Genomic DNA, 18,503 nt, shown 5'->3' with positions numbered 1-18,503 from the left:
CGTTAGGAAACTTTCCTAACTTGCCGTGGACAGCGTGGTGCGCGGACGGGAGCATGTCAATACGTCGGGAGAGTGCGAGCGCGGACGGGACGGGCGCGGGCCTTCGCGCCAGCGTCTCGGGCGCGCCGGAGTGCGGGCCGTTGCGCCCAGGCCCTCCCAGCACTGGAGTGCCGGCCCCCTTCTGCGGCTCTCCCCGCGCTGGGGCGCCGGCCCTCGTCTCAGGCTCTCGCGCGCAGGCGGCGCAGCATGCGGGCGTCCTCGAAGCCGACCGCGCGGGCCGCCGCCTCCACCGTCGCGCCGTGGCCGATGAGGTGTTCCGCGCGCTCGACCCGCAGAACCTGCTGGTAGCGCAGCGGGGTGAGCCCGGTGGCGGCGGTGAACCGGCGGGTCAGGGTGCGCTCGCTGACCCCGGTCTCGGCGGCCAGCGCGGACAGCCGCAGCGTGCAGGTGAAGCGGGCCTCGATGAGGTCCTGGGCGCGGTGCACCACGTCGCTCAGGTGCGCGCGGTGCCGCAGCATCGCGCCGTCCTGCGGGTCGTCGCCGTTGCGCCGGGCGTAGACCACCATCGAGCGGGCGACCCTGGCCGCCGCCGCGGGGCCGTGCCGGGTCGCGACGAGGTGCAGGGCGAGGTCGATGCCGCTGGCGATCCCGGCGGAGGTGACGAGGCGGTCGTCGGTCACGTGGAGCACGTCGCGCACCACTTCGGCGCGGGGGTGACGGCGGGCGAGGTCGTCCTGGAGCTCGTGGTGCGTGGTGCACCGCCGCCCGTCCAGCAGGCCCGCCTCGCCCAGCGCCCGGGCACCGGAGCAGACGCTCGCCACCGTGCCGCCCGCCGCGTGATGGGCGCGCAGCCGCCGCAGCGCCGCCTCCCCCAGCGCCGCGTCCGGCGCCGAAGCCCGCCAGCCGGGGACCACCAGCAGGTCGTCGGGGCCGAGGGCCGGCCACTCGACGCGGGCGCGCAGCGGCACGCCCTGCGCGGTCGGCACGTCCTCCCGCTCGGCCACGTACTCCAGCCGGTAGTCGTGGCCGAAGTCCGCGGCGGTGGAGAACACCTGGGCGGGCCCCGCCAGGTCCAGCAGGTGGACCCGGGGCACGAGCAGGAAGACGACGCGTGGCACGATCCGGTCAGCCCATCGGGGCCGCCGCGGGCCCGGCCGACACGGGGGAGCCGGTCAGTTCGTCCACGGTGGCGATGGTCGCGAAGCGCCCGGCCAGCGCGTACTCGGTACGGGCCAGGATGTCGGCGGTGGACAGGGTGCGCGGGTCGGCGAGGATCTCCTCCAAGGCGCGGCCGGCCGGGGCGTCGCGGTGTTCGCGGGGGGTGGTCGCGGTCGCGTCGATCACGAAGGTGACCTCGTAGCCGAGGTCGGAGGCGAGACGGGCGGTGGTCTCGCAGCACTGCTCGGTGCGGATGCCGCAGACGGTGAGGGAGCGCACGCCCCGGCTGGTCAGCAGTTGCTGGAGGTTGGTGGTGGTGAAGGCGTTGTGCGAGGTCTTGGTGATCACCGGTTCGCCCTCGCGCTCCCGCAGTCCCTCGATCAGCCGCACGTGACCGTTCGCGGGGTCGAAGACGGTGCCGGTGCCCGGCTCGCTGTGCAGCACCCAGACCACCAGGTCACCGCGTTCACGGGCGGCGTCGACGAGGCGGGCCGCCTTGGCCGCGACGGCCGGCTCGGAGACGGCCTGCCAGTCGGGCCGCTGCCGGAAGGACTCCTGGACGTCGATGACGACGAGTGCGTTGCTCATGATCCGATCCTGGCCGGTGCGCCGCGTTCCACGACAGACACCATCATGCCTCGATGCGGACCGATCCGGTCAGCCCCGGGGCGGAGCCCGCGAAGGAGGGCCGCGGGGAGCTTCGGCATTGCGGCGGGCGCCCGCGGGGCAGGCGTTGCACGATGGAGATGACCCCAGGAGGTCCCATGGCACTGCACCGCGTCGACCGCGAACGCCGGCAAGCACCCGACGACCTGTACGCCCTGCCCGGGGCGAGCGAGCCGCTGCCGCGCTACCGCATCCCGGACGAGTCGATGGCCGCCCGCACCGCGTTCGGTCTGGTCCACGACGAGCTGGCGCTGGACGGCAACTCCCGGCAGAACCTCGCCACCTTCTGCACCACGTGGACCGAGCCCGAGGTCAAGGCCATCATGGCCGAGACCCTGGACAAGAACCTGGTGGACAAGGACGAGTACCCGCAGACGGCCGAGCTGGAGTCGCGGTGTGTGCACATCCTGGCCGACCTGTGGAACTCGCCGGAGGGCGCGACCACCATGGGGTGTTCCACCACCGGCTCCAGCGAGGCCGCGATGCTGGCGGGCCTGGCGCTGCAACGCCGCTGGCGCGCCCGGCGCCGCGCGGCGGGACAGCCGGCCGACCGGCCCAACCTCGTGTGCGGTCCGGTCCAGGTGTGCTGGGAGAAGTTCGGCCGCTACTTCGACGTCGAGCTGCGGCAGATCCCGTTGCTCAAGGACAGCCTGACGATGCGGCCGGAGCAGCTGGTCGACTACTGCGACGAGAACACCATCGGTGTCGTCACGACACTCGGCGTCACCTTCACCGGCGGGTACGAGCCGGTGGCCGCCGTGGCGAAGGCGCTGGACGAGCTGCAGCAGGCCAAGGGACTGGACATCCCCATGCACGTGGACGCGGCCAGCGGCGGCTTCGTGGCTCCGTTCCTCCAGCCGGACCTGGTGTGGGACTTCAGGCTGGAGCGGGTCAAGAGCATCAACTCCTCCGGCCACAAGTTCGGCCTCTCGCCGCTCGGCGTGGGCTGGGTCGTCTGGCGCGACGCCGCCGAACTCCCCGACGAACTCGTCTTCCACGTCGACTACCTGGGCGGCGACATGCCGACCTTCGCGCTCAACTTCAGCCGCCCCGGCGGCGAAGTGGTCGCGCAGTACTACAACCTGCTGCGACTGGGCCGCCGGGGCTACCACGACGTCCAGCGGGCGTGTGCCGACACGGCGGTCGAACTCGCGGACACGGTCGGCGCGTTGGGGCCGTTCACCGTCCTGCACGACGGCAGGACGGGACTGCCGGTGGTGTGCTGGACGATGAAGCCCGAGGACCAGCCAAACAGTTGGACCCTCTACGACCTGTCGGAGCGGCTGCGGATGCGCGGCTGGCAGGTGCCCACCTACCCGCTGCCTGCCGATCGTGACGACATCGTGGTGCAGCGGGTGGTGGTCCGCCACGGGGTCAGCCGGGACCTGGCCGCACTCCTGCTGGCGGACATCGAGAAGGCGGTCGCCGAGCTCAACCGCCGTGGCGTCGGCGGGGCGAAGGAGCAGCCGGGCTTCCACCACTGACCGCTCCCCCGCCCCCGGCCGCTCCCACGCGCCGGAGGGCGGTCAGAACGGGAAGGCGCTGCGGCCGTGCTGGATCGAGATCCACTTGACCGTGGTGAACGCCTCCACCGTCGCGTCGCCGTTGAGCCGCCCCACGCCCGAGTTCTTCTCGCCGCCGAAGGCCACGATCGGCTCGTCGGCGATGGTGCCGTCGTTGACGTGGACCATGCCCGCCTCGATGCGCTGGGCGACGCGCACCCCGCGCTCGGTGTCGGCGGTGTGCACCGCTCCGCTCAGGCCGAACGGCGTGTCGTTGGCGATCCGCACCGCCTCGTCCTCGTCGTCGAACGGGATGACCAGGGCGACCGGGCCGAAGATCTCGGAGGTCAGGATCGGCGCGTCGGCCGGCACCGCGCCCAGCACGGTCGGCTCCATCATGGTGCCCTCGGTGCCGCCGCGCAGCAGCGGTGTGGCGCCGGCCTCGATGGCGGCGTCGACCTGCGCCTCGATGCTGTCGGCCTGGGTGGAGTTGATCAGCGGGCCGATGTGGGTGGCCGGGTCCTTCGGGTCCCCCACCTTCAGGGTTCGGATCTTGGCGACGAAGCGCTCGCTGAACTCCTTCTCCACCGTGCGGTCGACCAGCACCCGGTTGGCCGCCATGCACACCTGGCCCTGGTGGGCGAAGCGGCTGAAGACCGCGGCGTCGACCGCGTAGTCGAGGTCGGCGTCGTCGAGCACGATCAGCGCGCTGTTGCCGCCGAGTTCGAGGACCGTGCGCTTGAAGTGGCCGGCGGCGACCTGGGCGACGTGGCGGCCGACCTTGTCGGAGCCGGTGAAGGAGATCACCTTGGGCACCGGGTGCTCGATGAGCGCGTCGCCGATCTCGGCGATGTCGGTGACCACCACGTTGAGCAGCCCGGCGGGCAGACCGGCCTCCTCGAAGATCTTCGCGATCAGGGTGCCGCCGACGACGGGGGTGTTCTGGTGCGGCTTGAGCACGACGCCGTTGCCCAGCGCGAGCGCCGGGGCCACCGACTTGAGCGAGAGGAAGAACGGGAAGTTGAACGGGCTGATGACGCCCACCACCCCGACCGGCAGCCGGTAGAGGCGGTTCTCCTTGCCGTCCACCGGCGACGGCAGGATCCGCCCCTCGGCGCGCAGCGCCAGCTGCATCGCCTCGCGCAACATGTCCTTTGACAGCGCGAGTTCGAAGCCCGCCTTCAGACGGGTGCCACCGAGTTCCTCGATGATGGTCTCGGTGATCTCCCGTTCGCGCTCCTCGATGATGCGCAGCGCCCGCTCGAAGACCATCCGGCGCTGGTACGGGTTGACCCGGCCCCATTCCCGCTGCGCCCGCTCCGCCGCCCGGTAGGCCTGGTCGACCTCGGCCACGGTGGCGACGGTTATGGATGCGATCTTCTCGCCGTTGTACGGGTTGAAGTCGATGATGCCCCAGGAGCCGCTCCCAGACTTCCATTCACCGTCGATGTACTGGAGCGCCAATTCGGAAGAAAGGGACATGCCATACCTCTCACAGGATCGGGTCGGGCGCGCGGCGAATTGTCCTGACGCGGCCTCATAGTACGGAGCAGATAAGCGACTTGAATGGCTTGACGCTACGTCACGGGCCGTGGGTACACACGGATCACAGCTCTCGCAGAAGGGAACGCAGCAGGTCCCGGGTGGGTTCGGGCGGGAGGCTGTCGGCGAGGAGCCGGTCCATCACCTTTATGTACTGCGCCACTTCGTCCCGCTTGTCGATGTAGAGCGCGCTGGTGAGCTGTTCGAGATAGACGACGTCGGGCAGGTCGGACTCGGGGAATCCCAGTACGGTGAACGCGCCGCTCTCCGCCGCGTGGCCACCCTGCGCGAACGGCATGACGCGCAGGTCCACACCCGGGTGGTCCGACATCTCCAGCAACCGTTCCAGCTGTCCGCGCATCGCCGCCCGGCCGCCGAACGGCCTGCGCAGCGCCGCCTCGTCGTGCACCACGGTGAAGCCGGGGCAGCGGTCGCCGGCCAGGATCTTCTGGCGGCGCATCCGCAGGTCCACCCGGCGGGCCACCTCGTCCCGCGACGCGTTGGGCTGCCCGAGCAGGACGACGCCCCGGGCGTACTCCTCGGTCTGCAACAGGCCGTGGACGAACTGCACCTCGAAGGTGGAGATGGCGGAAGCCGACTCCTCCAGGCCCACGTACGTCTGGAACCAGCCAGGCAGTACGTCTCCGTAACTGTGCCACCACCCGGTGACGTTGGCCTCCCGGGCGAGCCCCAGCAAGGCGTCGCGCTCGGCCTGTTCGGTGACACCGTAAAGAGTGAGCAGGTCCGCGACGTCGCGTTCCTTGAAGCTCACCCGGCCGAGCTCCATCCGGCTGATCTTGGACTCCGACGCCCGGATCGAGTACCCGGCGTCCTCCCGCGTGACCCCGCGCGACTCCCGCAGCCTGCGCAACTGGGAGCCGAGCAGGATGCGCCGCACCATCGATCCGCCGCCGGGATGCGTGCCCGCGGACTGATCTGTCGACATTGGATGGCCCCTCCTGACGACGAACAGGCGCAGTCTGCCACCTTCCCCGGCCTCGCGGACCAGCGCTGCACCGGCCGGTGGCCGAAACGATGCACGTGAACCTGCGCCTGCATATGCCAAGTTTGCAGATGCACGTGCATCCGCCCTTGCATATGGAAAGGGCGTTGGGGACGATGTTCGTCGTGCACACGTCGACCACAGCTCACGACAGCCGAGGTGCCTGCCATGAGGAGTGACGGCCCCAGCGTGCTCGCCCCCTTAAAGGGTGTGGCGCCCGCGACCGACCGACTGGCGACCTCGGCGTGCGAACTGCTCGCCCGGTACGAGTCCGTGGCGCAGGCGAGGCGCTTCACCCGGGCCACGCTCGCGGGCTGGGGGCTGGCGGAGCTGTTCGACAACGTCGCGCTGGTGACGTCGGAACTGGTCACCAACGCGCTGCGGCACGGCGTCGGGACGGGCACGGGGCCGCACCCGAACGCCGCGCAGACCTCCACCACCGCGCCGGTCCGGCTGAGCCTGGCCCACTGGGCGTCGCGCGTGGTGTGCTCGGTCCGCGATCCCAGTGATCGCGGACCGGTCCCGGCCACGCCGGACTTCGCGGCCGAGTCCGGCCGCGGCCTGCACCTGGTCGAGTCGTGCAGCGGGGCCTGGGGATGGCATCCGCTGCCGGGGAGCGGAAAGGTCGTCTGGGCGCTCTTTCCGATACCGGCGCACGCCGCCGACTGACCGGAATACGCGCGCGATAACACGGCGGGAATACGGTGAATTCCGCCAGTGGCCGCGAACCCGCGCGTGCGCGGGCCGTCAGGGCGCCGGGCGCACCAGATGGTCGAACTCGCCGGCCTTCACCCCGAGCAGCAGCGCCTCGATCTCGGCACGGGTGTATATCAGCGCGGGTCCCTCCGGGAAACGGGAGTTGCGCACCGCCACGTCACCGTCCGGCAACTTCGCCAACTCCACGCACGTTCCCTGGGAGTTGCTGCGCCGGCTCTTCTGCCACACGACGCCCTGGAGTTCGGTGGCAGCCATGCCGTTGTACGTGCGCCGCACTCTCAACCTCCTGGAACGTGCGTTCTCACCGGCGGGAATGATAGCGCGATGCACATGCAGCTGCGCGTGCATCCACCTCGCGCGAATTCATTCCCACGGGCCGGTTGTTCGCGGCACCCGCACCGCTTCCGCGCGGCGCGCGGGACCGCGGCGCGGGCCGCCCGGCCGACCTGACACCACGTCAGCCGTGTGCGACGACGCGGGGGTCCAGGACTCTGCACAGCCGGTAGGCGATCGGCGTGAAGCCCAGACTGGGCCAGTGACCGGCCGACAGCCGGGAGGCGGTGGGCCAGGTCGCCGCGACGTGGCGGTAGCCCCTGCCATACGCCCAGGCCAGTGCCGTGGCGAGCAGCACCCTGCTGACGCCCTCGCCGCGCGAGGAGGGCTCGACGTGGGCCTCGGCCAGTTCGGCGGCCGGCTCCGGCGTGAAGGGGTCCGGCGGCGCCGGGGTCAGCACGATCATCCCGGCCTCCTCGCCGCGCCGCACCGCCAGCCACGCGCCGCAGCGCGGGTCGGCCAGGGCGTCCGCGTACCGCAGGCGCTGGCGGATCAGCACCTCCTCGGGCTGCGGCTGGAACATGCCCGCCTCCCTGCGGTGGGCCGCCGCGTCGGCCGCCATACGCCCGATCGCCGCGAGGTCGGCGGGCCCGGCGCGGCGGATGGACAGCCCTTCGACACCGCGCGGCTGGCGTCCGGTGGCGCGTACCGGCATGACCCCGCGGAGCTGTTCGAGGCCGAAGCCCAGCCGGAACCACGCCATCGCCACGGCGTCGTCCGCCGGCAGCCACACGTGGTGCACCAACCGCCCGCGCGCCACCAGGCGTTCGGCCACCGCCGCGTACAACTCGCGCAGCACGGCGGTCTCCTGGCCCGGGTGGAGGGCGTGGCCGCCGTGGCCCACCAGGGCGCTGCCCGCGTGGCCGTGGTCGTCGGGCCGGTCGTCGCCGAGGCCCTCGGTGGGCGCGGCGACGAGGTAACCGGCCAGCCGGGAGCGGCTGTCGCGGGCCAGCGCGCTCTGCGCGCCGGGCGCACCGAGCAGCGCGGATATCAGCGCCTCGCCGTCCTGCCCGGCCGCGGCGGCCCCCCGGCCTCCGGCACCCGCGTAGCCGCGGGGCCTGCGCGCTCTGCCGTACCAGCGGTCGAGGAGGGCGGCGGACTCCGGTACGTGCTCGGCCGACATGGGCGCGATGGCGAAGGTCATGGTGGGCCGGACGCTAACGGCACGGCGCCTCGGCCTGCAAGACGTTCCGGCGGACCGGGCGCGCGGCGAGCTCGACGCCGAAGCAGCGGCTCAGCGGATCGTCCCGGTACAGCCCGAACTTGGTGATCGGCGCGTAGCCGCAGGAGGTGTAGAGCGCGATGGCCTCGGGCTGCCTGGTGCCGGTCTCCAGCACCATCCGGGAGCGCCCCGCGGCGGCGGCGCTGTCCTCCAGCGCGGCCAGGACCCGCCGGGCCAGGCCGCGTCCGCGTGCCTCGGGGACCACGTACATCCGCTTCAGCTCGGCGTCGCCGTCCTCGTGCCCCTCGGGCGAGGCGTCCTGCGCGCGCCATCCGCCGGTGGCCACCGGCACCCCGTCGAGGTAGGCGACGAGGAAGAGCCCGCGCGGCGGCTCGAAGTCGCCCGGATTGACCGGGGTCGCGTCGGGGTCGCCGTAGCGCTCCACGTACTCCTGTTGCACCCGGGTCGTCAGCAGTACCGCGTCCGGGTGGTCGTAGCGCACGTGTCGTATCTCCACCCCGGCAGGGTACGGGACGCCGGCCGCGGCCGGGGCGGGCGTCCGCGTCCGGGTCGCGTAGGCTGCCGGGGCTGTCGTGCCGATCGGAGGATGCCCGTGCTGACCGTGTCGTCGGTGAACGTCAACGGGCTGCGTGCCGCCGCCAGGAAGGGCTTCGTGCCGTGGCTGGCGGGGACCGCGGCCGACGTGGTGTGCCTGCAGGAGGTGCGGGCCGAGGCCGCGCAGCTGCCCGACGGGGTAAGGGAGCCGGACGGCTGGTACGCGGTGCACGCGCCGGCGGCGGCGAAGGGCCGGGCGGGGGTCGCGCTCTACACCCGGCGCGAGCCCGAGCGGGTGCGGGTGGGATTCGGCTCGGACGAGTTCGATGCCTCGGGCCGCTACGTCGAGGCGGACCTGCCGGGTCTGACCGTCGCCAGCCTCTACCTGCCGTCCGGCGAGGTGGGCACCGAGCGGCAGGCGGAGAAGGACCGGTTCTGCAAGGAATTCGCCGTGTATCTGGGCGAGTTGAGGGCGCGCGCCGAGGCGGCCGGGCGCGAGGTGCTGGTCTGCGGCGACTGGAACATCGCGCACCGCGAGGCCGACCTGAAGAACTGGCGGGCCAACACCCGCAACGCCGGTTTCCTGCCGGAGGAACGCGCCTGGCTGTCCGGCGTCTTCGACGAGACGGGCTACGTGGACGTGGTGCGCGCCCTGCACCCGCAGGCCACCGGCCCGTACTCGTGGTGGTCGTACCGGGGCAGGGCGTTCGACAACGACGCGGGATGGCGCATCGACTACCACGTGGCGACGCCGGCCCTGGCGGCGCGCGCGGTGGAGGCGGTGGTGGAGCGGGCGGCCACGCACGCCGAGCGCTGGTCGGACCACGCCCCGGTGACGGTCACGTACCGCGTCTGACGGCTCACCGCGCGGCGGACGCCGGGCCCCGTCCCGACGTCCGCCGGACAGGGCCGTCCGCGGTCCGGTCAGCCGCGCTCGAAGCGGGCCACCAGCTCCTGCTTGCCGAACATCCTGGCGGTGTCCAGCGCCGACGGCGTGCCCGCGAGCGGATCGGCGCCGCCGTCCAGCAGCGCGGTGACCACCGCGTCCTCCCCCTTGAAGACCGCGCCGGCCAGCGGGGTCTGGCCCCGGTCGTTGGCCCGGTCGGGGTCCGCGCCGCGGGCCAGCAGGGCGGCGACCGCCTCCGCGTGACCGTGGTAGGCGGCGAGCATCAGCAGCGTGTCCCCGCGGTCGTTGTGCAGGTTGACCGGCACGCCCGCGTCCACGTAGGCGGCGAGGGTGTCGGTGGCGCCCTGCCGGGCGAGGTCGAAGACCTTGGCGGCGAGCTGGATGACCTCGGGGTCGTGCGCGGGCTCGGACTCGGGGCCTGCCCCCGGGGTGGAGTGCGTCATGGCGCCTCACCCTATGCGGGCACGCGGTGCGGCGCACCCGTCGCGCCGACCGGGACGACTTCCCCCCGCCACCCCGGTGAACAGTCCGAGGGATCACCCGAATGACCCCTTTAACCGTTTATTACTTTTTGCGATCGTGGTGACACTCATGGTGACCGTCCCTATCCCACAGGAGAACCCATGATCCTGACCATCTCCGGCGTCGTCCTGCTCGGCATCATCGCCTTCCTGTTCTTCCGCAAGGACGGGCTCAAGGTCTCGCACGCCATCGTCTGCTCGCTGTTCGGCTTCTACCTCGCCGGGACCGCCATCGCGCCGAGCATCAAGGCGGGCGGCGCCAGCCTGGCGAGCATGCTCGGCGGGATCAAGATCTAGCCCGAGCCGGTCGGCAGCCGTTCACCGCCGGCTGCGACGGGACGGCCTCCCCTCCCCGAAGGGCCCGGACCGGGGCATCCCGCTCCGGGCCCCGATCCCCGCATCCCTCCGGCACCTCCAGGAGCATTCGTGGCCCGGCGCCCCCTCCCCAGCATCCTGACCAACCGGCCCAGGCCGTCGCTGGCCCGTGGGCGAGACGTCGCCCGGGCCGCGCGGTCCGCGGCCGAAGGGGCCGGGGACGTCCTCCAGCCGGTCCTGACGATCGGCCGCGGCCTGCGGCACCACCTGGCCTGGGCCCGCGACTGGTGGAAGGCGGCGCCCAAGGACAAGCGGGGGCCCGCGCTGCTGCTGGTGGCGACCGGCATCGCCGTGGTCGCGCTGATGCCGTACGGGCCGCTGCTGGCCGCCATCGGGCTGATGGGGTCGGCGGCGTGGGCGGGGCGGGACCGTACCCCGCCGGAGCCCGAGGGGCCGGACCCGGCCGAGACCGCCAAGCTCAAGGCGCTCTACGAGGCGCTGGTGCCCTATCTGTCGGACCCGAACGACCCGGCCCCGCTCTACGCGCACGACGGCGACTGGCAGCAGGTGTTCGCCTCCTACGCCTTCGACGACGGGCGGCTGACGCGGCTGCGACTGCGCTACCCCGCCTACTTCACCGACGGCGAGCCCGCCTCCCGGGCCCGCGTGGAGCGGCTGCTGCACGCCAAGGCCGGACGCGGCAGGGAGTACCGCTTCGACTGGGACGAGGAGGACAACCACCTCACCCTCACCGCGCTGGCGCCCCTGGCCACCGGCATCAGCGCGCAGCGGTTCGTCACCGCGCCGGGCGAGACCGTCCTCGGCTTCACCGACGACCTGCACGTGCGCCGCACCATCCCGGTGCGCGACGGCGACCGCACCTGGAACGCGCCGCCGGTGGTCTGGCGCACCGGCCCGCGCTCCACGGAGCCGCACCTGCTCGCCCTGGGGCGTGCCGGCAGCGGCACCAGCACGCTGCTGCGGTCGCTGGCCCTCCAGGCGCTGCACCACGGCGACGTGGTGGTGGTGGACGGCGCCGGGACCGGGGACCACGCCTTCCTGGCCGGCCGGCCGGGAGTGCTGGCCGTCGAGAGCGGACTCGCCGGCACGCTCGCGGTGCTGGAGTGGGCCGCGCACGAGACCCAGCGGCGGCTGATCGCCGTCAACCGGGCCCGGCAGGCGGACCGTCCCGCGCCCGAGGACTGCCGCCGTCCGCTGTGGGTGCTGGTCGACCGGCCGACCGCGCTCAGCCGGCTCGCGCAGGCCGAGGGCCGCCCCGATCCGCAGGAACTGCTGGAGACCCCGCTGCTGCACGGCCGCGCCGCGGGCGTGACGGTGGCGCTCGCCGACGCTCTCGACGCGGCGGACGCCCTGGGTGCGACGGTGCGCGGCCACACCCGGGCCCGGGTCGTGCTGGGCCCGGCCGGGCCCGGTGAGGTGGAAGCGGTCCTCGGCGTGCCGCCGCACACCACACCGTCCGGTGACACCCCCGCGGGGCGCGGTTACGCCCGGCTGGGCGACGGGCCGGTGCACCGGCTCCAGGTGCCGAGCACGCCCGACCCGCACGACGAGGAGACCGAGGACGGCCACCGCAGGGCGGTGCTGGCGCTGCTGCCCGCGGTCCCCACGACGGTGGACATGACGAAGGCCGCTCCGGTGAGCATGGTCAAGGCCGCACCGGTGGACATGACGAAGCCCGCCTCCGCCGGCCTCGCCGAGGCGCCCGCCGTGCGGCTCGCCGCGCCCGACCCGGCGAAGGCGCCTCGGCGGGAGACCGTCGACGTGACGGAGGGCTGACCGGGGCTCAGGCCACCAGCGACGCCGCGGCGGACTGGAGACCGAACGCGGGACCGCCCGCGCGGACGGCCTCCGCGGCCCGCTCCAGCCGGGCCACGGCCTCGTCGGCCACCGTCGCCTGGGCGCTGAACGGCAGCCGGATGTACCCCTCGAAGGCGCCGTCCACGCCGAACCTCGGCCCGGAGGGCACCCGTACGCCGAACTGCTCCCCCGCGACCGCCAGCCGCGAACCGGAGACGTCGCCGGTGCGCACCCACATCGTCAGCCCGCCCGCCGGGACCTCGAACTCCCAGTCGGGCACCCGGCGGCGCAGCGCGTCCACCAGCGCGTCACGGTTGGCCCTGGCCTGCTCGCGGCGGAGTTCCAGGGCACGCCCCCAGCCCTCGCCGCGCAGCAGCCAGGCCACCGCGAGCTGTTCGACGACCGGCGAGCCGAGGTCGAGGTAGGCGCGGGCGGCGACCATGTGCCGCACGACCTCGGGCGCGGCGCGCACCCAGCCGATCCGCATGCCGGCCCAGAAGGTCTTGCTGGCCGAGCCGACGGTCAGCACGGTCCCGCCGCCCTTGTCGAACGAGGCGAGCGGGCGGGGCATGCCGCCCACCGGGTCGATGGCCAGCTCCGCCATGGTCTCGTCGGCGACCAGCACGACACCGGAGGCGCGCGCCGCCTCGACCAGTTCCCTGCGCTGCTCGTCGCCGACCAGGACGCCGGTGGGGTTGTGGAAGTCGGGGATGACGTAGGCCATGCGCGGCGCGGCGTCGCGCAGCACCCGCCGCCACGCGGCCAGGTCCCATCCGGCGGCGCCGTCCGCCATGGCGACGGGCACGATGCGGGCGCCGTTCTCCCGCAGCAGTTGCAGCACGTTGGCGTAGCTGGGCGACTCGACCGCGATGCGTTCGCCGGGTCCGGCCAGCAGCCGGGAGGCGGCGGCGACGGCGCCCATCGCCCCGGTGGTCACCATGATCTGCTCGGGCATCGTCGGCACGCCGCGCGCCGTGTAGTGGTCGGCGATCGCCTCGCGCAGCGTCGGCAGGCCCGCGGGGTAGTCGCCGTGGGTGGCCGCGTAGCCGGGCAGTTCGGGCAGGGCGCCCTCGATGGCCCGGGTCAGCCACGGCTCGGGGGCGGGCAGCGCGGCGCAGCCCAGGTCGATGACGGAGGCGGCGGTCTCCGGCGGCAGCGGCTCCAGTCCCCCGGCGGGCACCGGGCGGCCGTCCGGAACGGCGGTCCAACTGCCCGCACCTCTACGGGACTTGACGAATCCCTCGGCGCGCAGCGCTTCGTAGGCGGCGGCGACGGTGGTCCGGCTGACGCCCAGCGCGACGGCGAGTTCACGTTCGGCGGGCAGCCGGGCGGCGACCGGCACACGGCCTTCGAGCACCAACAGCCGTACCCGCTCGGCGAGTCCGCGGTACGCGGGCACCCTCCGGCCGTTGTCGTGAGCGGCCGCCTCGTCCTGCGGCGCGAGCAGCCGCGCCAGCTGGGCGGCGCCCACGGTGGCACTCCACTGAGCCATGCGAACCAGTCCACCTTCCCTGGATTGGCCGTGGAATTGGACCGCGACCTGAGTCCAGAGTGGCATGCGATCAGCCAGTCTCACCAGGGGGGTGCCTGTTTTGTCCGTTACACCCGCTCCAACCGACCCTGCCACCACGCGAGGACCGAGCCACCCGTCGGTCCACTCACCGGCCCGCGTCCGCCGCGCCGCCCCTGCGGAACGCGCCTCCGCGCGGCGGGTCGCCCGGCGGCTGGTCCACCTGTACGTCGGCCTGGTGCTGTACGGCGTGAGTGACGCGCTGCTGGTGCGCGCCGGACTCGGGCTCGACCCGTGGGACGTGCTGCACCAGGGCGTCGCCCGGCACACCGGGATCGGCATCGGCACGGTGTCGATCGTCGTCGGCGCGCTCGTGCTGCTGCTGTGGTGGCCGATGCGTCAGCGGCCCGGGCTCGGCACCGTCTCCAACGTCTTCGTGATCGGCCTGTCGATGACCGCGACGCTGGACCTGGTGCCCGCCCCGCACGCCCTGGTGGTGCGCGGGCCGCTGCTCGCCGGGGCGATCGCGCTCAACGGCGCCGCGACCGGCCTGTACATCTCCGCGCGCTTCGGACCCGGCCCCCGCGACGGCCTGATGACCGGGCTGCACCGGCGCACCGGGCGTTCCATCCGGCTGGTGCGCACCTGCATCGAGGTGACCGTGCTGGTCGCGGGCTTCGCGCTCGGTGGCTCGGTGGGCGTCGGCACGCTCGCGTACGCCCTGGCGATCGGACCGCTCGCCCAGCTCTTCCTGCGGGTCTTCGCCCTGCCCGGGGCCGGGGAGCGGCATGACGTCGGCCACACGGATGATCACGCGTGACGCGGTCAGGTCATACTGCCTGCGTGACGCACCCCTACCTCGATCATCCGGGCCCGCTCGCCTTCGCCCATCGCGGCGGGGCGGCGGACGGCCTGGAGAACACCGTGACCGCCTTCCGCCGCGCGGTGGACCTCGGTTACCGCTACCTGGAGACGGACGTGCACGCCACGTCGGACGGCACGCTGGTGGCCCTGCACGACGCCACGCTGGACCGCGTGACCGACGGGAAGGGCGCCATCGCCGACCTGCCGTGGCGCGAGGTGCGCAGGGCGAAGGTGGCGGGCCGTGAGCCGGTGCCGCTCTTCGCCGACCTGCTGGAGGAGTTCCCCGGCACCCGGTTCAACGTCGACGTCAAGGCGCCCGGCGCGATCGCCCCGCTGGTGGAGGCGATCCGGGCCGCCCACGCCTGGGACCGGGTGTGCGTCGGCTCGTTCTCCCAGGCCCGCCTGGACGCCGTGCGGCGGCTGGCCGGACCCCGGCTGGCCACCTCGATGGGGGTGCGCGAGGTCCTGGCGCTGCGGCTGCGCAGCCCCTTCGAGCGCTCGGTACCCGACCCGGTGCGGGAGGCCGTGCCGGGCCGGGCGGTCTGTGTGCAGGTGCCGGACCGGTCGGGGCCGGTGGCGGTGGTCGACCGGCGCTTCCTGCGTGCCGCGCGTCACAGGGGCTTGCAGGTTCACGTGTGGACGGTGAACGATCGCGACCGGATGTCGGCGCTGCTGGACCTGGGTGTCGACGGCATCATGACCGATCACATCGAGACGCTGCGCGCCGTGCTGGCCGAGCGAGGAGCCTGGCCGGATCCGGTCTGAGCGCCCCCGCCCGCCCGGGCGGGCGGACGACGGGGACCGACGAGGGGACAGCGTGGGCTCGCGCCAGAAGGACACCACGGCCGTGACGGCCGTGGCCGACGACGCCTCCGGCACGGATTCCGGGACCGGCGGCGGAGCGACGACGACGCCGGATCCGGCGCGGCGACGCGAGCAACGCGCCTGGTACGTCTACGACTTCGCCGTCACCGTCTTCTCGACCAGCGTGCTGACGGTCTTCCTCGGCCCGTACCTCACCGACATCACCAACGCCGCGGCCGACGCGCACGGCTTCGTGCACCCGCTGGGCATCCCGGTGCGCGCGGGGGCGTACTTCGCCTACGCGGTCTCCGCATCCGTGCTGCTGTCGGTGGTGGTGATGCCGCTGGCCGGAGCGATCGCCGACCGGACCGGGCGCAAGAAGCCGGTGATGGGGCTGTTCGCCTACATCGGCGCCGCGGCCACCACGGGGATGTTCTTCCTGCACGGCGACCGCTATCTGCTGGGCGGCGCGCTGCTGGTCGTGGCCAACGTCAGCTACAGCACCTCCATCGTCGTCTACAACGCCTACCTGCCGCAGATCGCCGAGCCGCACGAGCGCGACGCGGTCTCCTCGCGCGGCTGGGCCTCCGGCTACGTGGCCGGGGCGGGCATGCTCGTGGTCGACCTCGCGTTGTTCCTCGACCACGACGCGTTCGGGCTGACGAAGACCACGGCCGTGCGGATGTGCCTGGCCTCGGCCGGGGTGTGGTGGGCGATCTGGACGCTGGTACCGCTGATCGCCCTGCGCGACGGCCCGGTGACGCGGACGGCCGAGTCGGCGGGGGTCGGGCAGGGCTTCCGGCAACTGGCCGAAACCGTGCGCGACTTGCGGCGCTATCCGCTGACGCTGAGCTTCCTGCTCGCCTACCTGATCTACAACGACGGCGTGCAGACGGTCATCTCGCAGGCGTCGCTCTACGGCTCCGAGCAACTGAAGCTGGGCCAGACGACGTTGATCGCCGCGGTGCTGCTGGTGCAGGTGCTCGCGGTGGCCGGGGCACTGCTGCTGGGCCGGCTGGCCCGCCGCTTCGGCGCCAAGCGCACGGTGCTGGGCTCGCTGGTGGCCTGGACGGTCACGGTGGGCATCGGGTACTTCCTGCCTTCGGGGCAGCCGATCGGGTTCTTCGTTCTCGCCGCGGCCATCGGCATGGTGCTCGGCGGCAGCCAGGCGCTGTCGCGTTCGCTCTTCTCGCACCTGGTGCCGGTCGGCAAGGAAGCCGAGTACTTCGCGGTGTACCAGGTGAGCGACCGGGGCACGAGTTGGCTTGGGCCCCTGATGTTCGGGCTCGCGTTCCAGCTGACCGGGAGCTACCGGGTGGCCATCGTGTCCCTGGTGGTGTTCTTCGCGGTCGGTTTCGTGCTGCTGGCCCGTGTGCCGGTGGCACGCGCGGTGGCGGCCACCGGCCGTCCGGTGCCGGATGTGATTTAGGTCCTGCGGCCCGGGGCGGGTAGTGTACGCCGTTGGCCAGGCGGATGGACCGTTACTGCGCGCTGACGATACGAAAACGACGGGTGATATCTCCTGTCAGATGTGACAAAACGGGCGGCGACGGGTACAAAAAGGGGCGGCGCGAAAGTGACAGGCGGCGCGCAGCGCCTCCGGCGGGCGCATGTTCCGATTTCGGGAATCTTCACCGCCGACCGGACGTTGACCGGATGACGACGACAGCGACACCTGTCCTGTGGGCGACAAGCCCGGGAGGCACGATTCATGAGTGAGCGAGCTCTCCGCGGCACGCGACTCGGGGCCACCAGCTACGAGACCGACCGCGGCATCGACCTGGCCCCGCGCCAGACGGTGGAGTACGCATGCCAGAACGGCCATCGATTCGAGATGCCGTTCTCTATGGAGGCTGAGATTCCGCCGGAGTGGGAGTGCCGCGCCTGCGGTGCTCAGGCTCTTCTGGTGGACGGAGAGGGCCCCGAGGAGAAGAAGACCAAGCCCGCGCGCACGCACTGGGACATGCTCATGGAGCGTCGCACGCGGGAGGAGCTGGAGGAGGTGCTGGCCGAGCGGCTGGCGGTCCTGCGCTCCGGTGGGATGAACATCGCGGTGCATCCGCGCGACAACCGCAAGACGGCATAACCAGCGCGAAGCGCCTCACGGCGGCGAGCGACGCGAACGGGCCGGCGACCACGCGAGAGCGTGGCGTCAGGCCCGTTCGCGTGCGTGCGTTTCGCGCTGCGCCGCGCTTCTGGGGCGCCCCGTACGGCGGTCGGAGGCTGGATGGCGCCCTGCGCCGCGTGCTTCTTGGGGGATGCCCCGGGCGGGTCGGGGGGTGCCTGCGGCCGAGCGCCTTGCGTTGTGCGCGGGCTGGACGGCTGCCGTCGCCGGTTGACGACTGCGCGGCACGCGGGACGGAGGGCTGCCGCTGCGTCCGTGTGGGCACGGGTGGTCGTCGAAGCGCCGGGGGCGGGCTGAGCGGCCGCTGGAGCGCCGAGGCCGGTTCCCCTGCCGCGCTGCTCCGGGCCGGGCCCCTGTCGCCCGTTGCCGGGCGCGCGTCCGTCGGGCCATGTCTCCGCCGCGGACGCCGCTAGCGCGGGAGCCTGCCGCGCGGCGGGCCGTCCTGGCCGCCGCCGGGGTGCGCCCCCGAGGGGTGGTCGTCGCGGACGACCTCGCCCGGGACCACCTTGCCGTCCGGCATGCGCATCCGCGCCTGCTGGAAGGCGTCGCCGAACGAACCGGGCGGGTACTGGCGGGCGCCGAGCCTGCGGGTCAGCGCGCCCGCCCCCGCGGCCAGCAGCTTGCGCGTCGGCGGGAAGAGGTACAGCAGCCCGACCGCGTCGGAGACGAAGCCGGGGACCATCAGCAGCAGCCCGCCCAGCATCGCCAGGCCCGCGCCGCCCGCGCCCGCACCGGGCACCGGCTGCCCGGACCGGGCCGAGGCGGTGAGGCTCTGCCAGGCGCGGCGCCCGGCCCGCTTGACCGCGATCCCGCCGAGCACCAGGCCGGCCAGCAGGAGCAGCAGCACCGTGCCGCCCCCGACGGCATGGGCCACCACCGTCAGCAGCCAGATCTCCAGCACCGCCCACACCGCCACCGTCAGCAGGACGGCGGTGCGGACGCGGGAGCGGCCCTGGGGCCGCCGCGGGCGGGTGCTGGGATCAGGCGTGCCGGTGGTCATG

The 18,503-nt window shown here is 73.2% G+C and carries 19 protein-coding genes; 9 read left to right on the top strand and 10 right to left on the bottom strand.

The annotated features are described in order from the left end of the window. Positions 1-218 precede the first annotated feature (218 nt). Positions 219-1,118 carry a DJ-1/PfpI family protein gene (locus CK485_RS26120; protein ID WP_109454275.1) on the bottom strand — a complete coding sequence of 300 codons (900 nt, stop codon included), beginning with the start codon at positions 1,116-1,118 and terminating at the stop codon, positions 219-221. A 7-nt stretch (positions 1,119-1,125) separates the two neighbouring features. Then, positions 1,126-1,746: an isochorismatase family protein gene (locus CK485_RS26115; RefSeq protein WP_109454274.1), complete on the bottom strand. Its 621-nt coding sequence runs from the start codon at positions 1,744-1,746 to the stop codon at positions 1,126-1,128. Positions 1,747-1,922: 176 nt separating this feature from the next. Here CK485_RS26115 and CK485_RS26110 point away from each other — a divergent pair, with 176 nt between their 5' ends. Continuing rightward, complete coding sequence (locus tag CK485_RS26110) at positions 1,923-3,308, top strand: glutamate decarboxylase (RefSeq protein ID WP_109454273.1); 1,386 nt, start codon at positions 1,923-1,925, stop codon at positions 3,306-3,308. A 42-nt stretch (positions 3,309-3,350) separates the two neighbouring features. Here the strand turns inward: CK485_RS26110 and CK485_RS26105 are convergent, their stop codons facing one another. Beyond that, positions 3,351-4,808, bottom strand: coding sequence for an aldehyde dehydrogenase family protein (locus CK485_RS26105; protein WP_109454272.1), 1,458 nt, complete (start codon positions 4,806-4,808; stop codon positions 3,351-3,353). A gap of 124 nt (positions 4,809-4,932) precedes the next feature. After that, positions 4,933-5,814, bottom strand: a complete 882-nt coding sequence (locus tag CK485_RS26100; RefSeq protein ID WP_109454271.1) for a helix-turn-helix transcriptional regulator — start codon at positions 5,812-5,814, stop codon at positions 4,933-4,935. Between the two features lie 225 nt (positions 5,815-6,039). Here CK485_RS26100 and CK485_RS26095 point away from each other — a divergent pair, with 225 nt between their 5' ends. Beyond that, positions 6,040-6,540: an ATP-binding protein gene (locus tag CK485_RS26095; RefSeq protein ID WP_109454270.1), complete on the top strand. Its 501-nt coding sequence runs from the start codon at positions 6,040-6,042 to the stop codon at positions 6,538-6,540. A 78-nt stretch (positions 6,541-6,618) separates the two neighbouring features. Here CK485_RS26095 and CK485_RS26090 read toward each other — a convergent pair whose 3' ends face one another. The 3 genes from CK485_RS26090 to CK485_RS26080 form a co-directional block, all read right to left on the bottom strand. After that, positions 6,619-6,864 (bottom strand): DUF397 domain-containing protein, encoded by a 246-nt coding sequence (locus CK485_RS26090; RefSeq protein WP_109454269.1) that lies wholly within the window; start codon positions 6,862-6,864, stop codon positions 6,619-6,621. Between the two features lie 181 nt (positions 6,865-7,045). Continuing rightward, positions 7,046-8,065, bottom strand: coding sequence for a GNAT family N-acetyltransferase (locus CK485_RS26085; protein ID WP_109454268.1), 1,020 nt, complete (start codon positions 8,063-8,065; stop codon positions 7,046-7,048). A gap of 13 nt (positions 8,066-8,078) precedes the next feature. After that, positions 8,079-8,600, bottom strand: coding sequence for a GNAT family N-acetyltransferase (locus tag CK485_RS26080; RefSeq protein WP_199239506.1), 522 nt, complete (start codon positions 8,598-8,600; stop codon positions 8,079-8,081). A gap of 90 nt (positions 8,601-8,690) precedes the next feature. On the opposite strand from CK485_RS26080, the gene CK485_RS26075 reads away from it, so the two are divergent. Beyond that, on the top strand, positions 8,691-9,494 hold the full coding sequence (locus CK485_RS26075) for an exodeoxyribonuclease III (protein ID WP_109454266.1): 804 nt from the start codon (positions 8,691-8,693) through the stop codon (positions 9,492-9,494). A 68-nt stretch (positions 9,495-9,562) separates the two neighbouring features. Here CK485_RS26075 and CK485_RS26070 read toward each other — a convergent pair whose 3' ends face one another. After that, positions 9,563-9,988: an ankyrin repeat domain-containing protein gene (locus tag CK485_RS26070; RefSeq protein WP_109454265.1), complete on the bottom strand. Its 426-nt coding sequence runs from the start codon at positions 9,986-9,988 to the stop codon at positions 9,563-9,565. A 180-nt stretch (positions 9,989-10,168) separates the two neighbouring features. Here CK485_RS26070 and CK485_RS26065 point away from each other — a divergent pair, with 180 nt between their 5' ends. Continuing rightward, positions 10,169-10,363 (top strand): hypothetical protein, encoded by a 195-nt coding sequence (locus CK485_RS26065; RefSeq protein ID WP_109454264.1) that lies wholly within the window; start codon positions 10,169-10,171, stop codon positions 10,361-10,363. A gap of 129 nt (positions 10,364-10,492) precedes the next feature. Further along, a complete protein-coding gene (locus tag CK485_RS26060; RefSeq protein WP_109454263.1) occupies positions 10,493-12,178 on the top strand; it encodes a hypothetical protein in 1,686 nt (561 codons plus the stop codon). A 7-nt stretch (positions 12,179-12,185) separates the two neighbouring features. On the opposite strand, the gene CK485_RS26055 is transcribed toward CK485_RS26060, so the two are convergent. Next, the gene (locus CK485_RS26055; RefSeq protein ID WP_109454262.1) at positions 12,186-13,691 is read right to left on the bottom strand and encodes a PLP-dependent aminotransferase family protein; all 1,506 of its coding nucleotides are present in this window, start codon (positions 13,689-13,691) and stop codon (positions 12,186-12,188) included. 232 nt (positions 13,692-13,923) lie between these two features. Between CK485_RS26055 and CK485_RS26050 the strand changes: the two genes are divergently transcribed. The 4 genes from CK485_RS26050 (at position 13,924) to CK485_RS26035 (ending at position 17,463) form a co-directional block, all read left to right on the top strand. Further along, positions 13,924-14,529 (top strand): hypothetical protein, encoded by a 606-nt coding sequence (locus CK485_RS26050; RefSeq protein ID WP_109454430.1) that lies wholly within the window; start codon positions 13,924-13,926, stop codon positions 14,527-14,529. Between the two features lie 23 nt (positions 14,530-14,552). After that, a complete protein-coding gene (locus CK485_RS26045; protein WP_109454261.1) occupies positions 14,553-15,338 on the top strand; it encodes a glycerophosphodiester phosphodiesterase in 786 nt (261 codons plus the stop codon). A 52-nt stretch (positions 15,339-15,390) separates the two neighbouring features. Then, positions 15,391-16,806 carry an MFS transporter gene (locus CK485_RS26040; RefSeq protein ID WP_241968581.1) on the top strand — a complete coding sequence of 472 codons (1,416 nt, stop codon included), beginning with the start codon at positions 15,391-15,393 and terminating at the stop codon, positions 16,804-16,806. A gap of 282 nt (positions 16,807-17,088) precedes the next feature. Then, a complete protein-coding gene (locus CK485_RS26035; protein WP_109454260.1) occupies positions 17,089-17,463 on the top strand; it encodes an RNA polymerase-binding protein RbpA in 375 nt (124 codons plus the stop codon). Positions 17,464-17,911: 448 nt separating this feature from the next. Here CK485_RS26035 and fxsA read toward each other — a convergent pair whose 3' ends face one another. Continuing rightward, positions 17,912-18,502: an FxsA family membrane protein gene (gene fxsA, locus CK485_RS26030; protein ID WP_109454259.1), complete on the bottom strand. Its 591-nt coding sequence runs from the start codon at positions 18,500-18,502 to the stop codon at positions 17,912-17,914. Position 18,503: the final 1 nt, after the last annotated feature.

This window comes from Streptomyces sp. ICBB 8177 (assembly GCF_003144095.1).
Lineage (GTDB): Bacteria > Actinomycetota > Actinomycetes > Streptomycetales > Streptomycetaceae > Streptantibioticus_D.
Note: the sequence above shows the minus strand (reverse complement) of the source record. Positions and strands in the feature narration are given on the sequence as shown.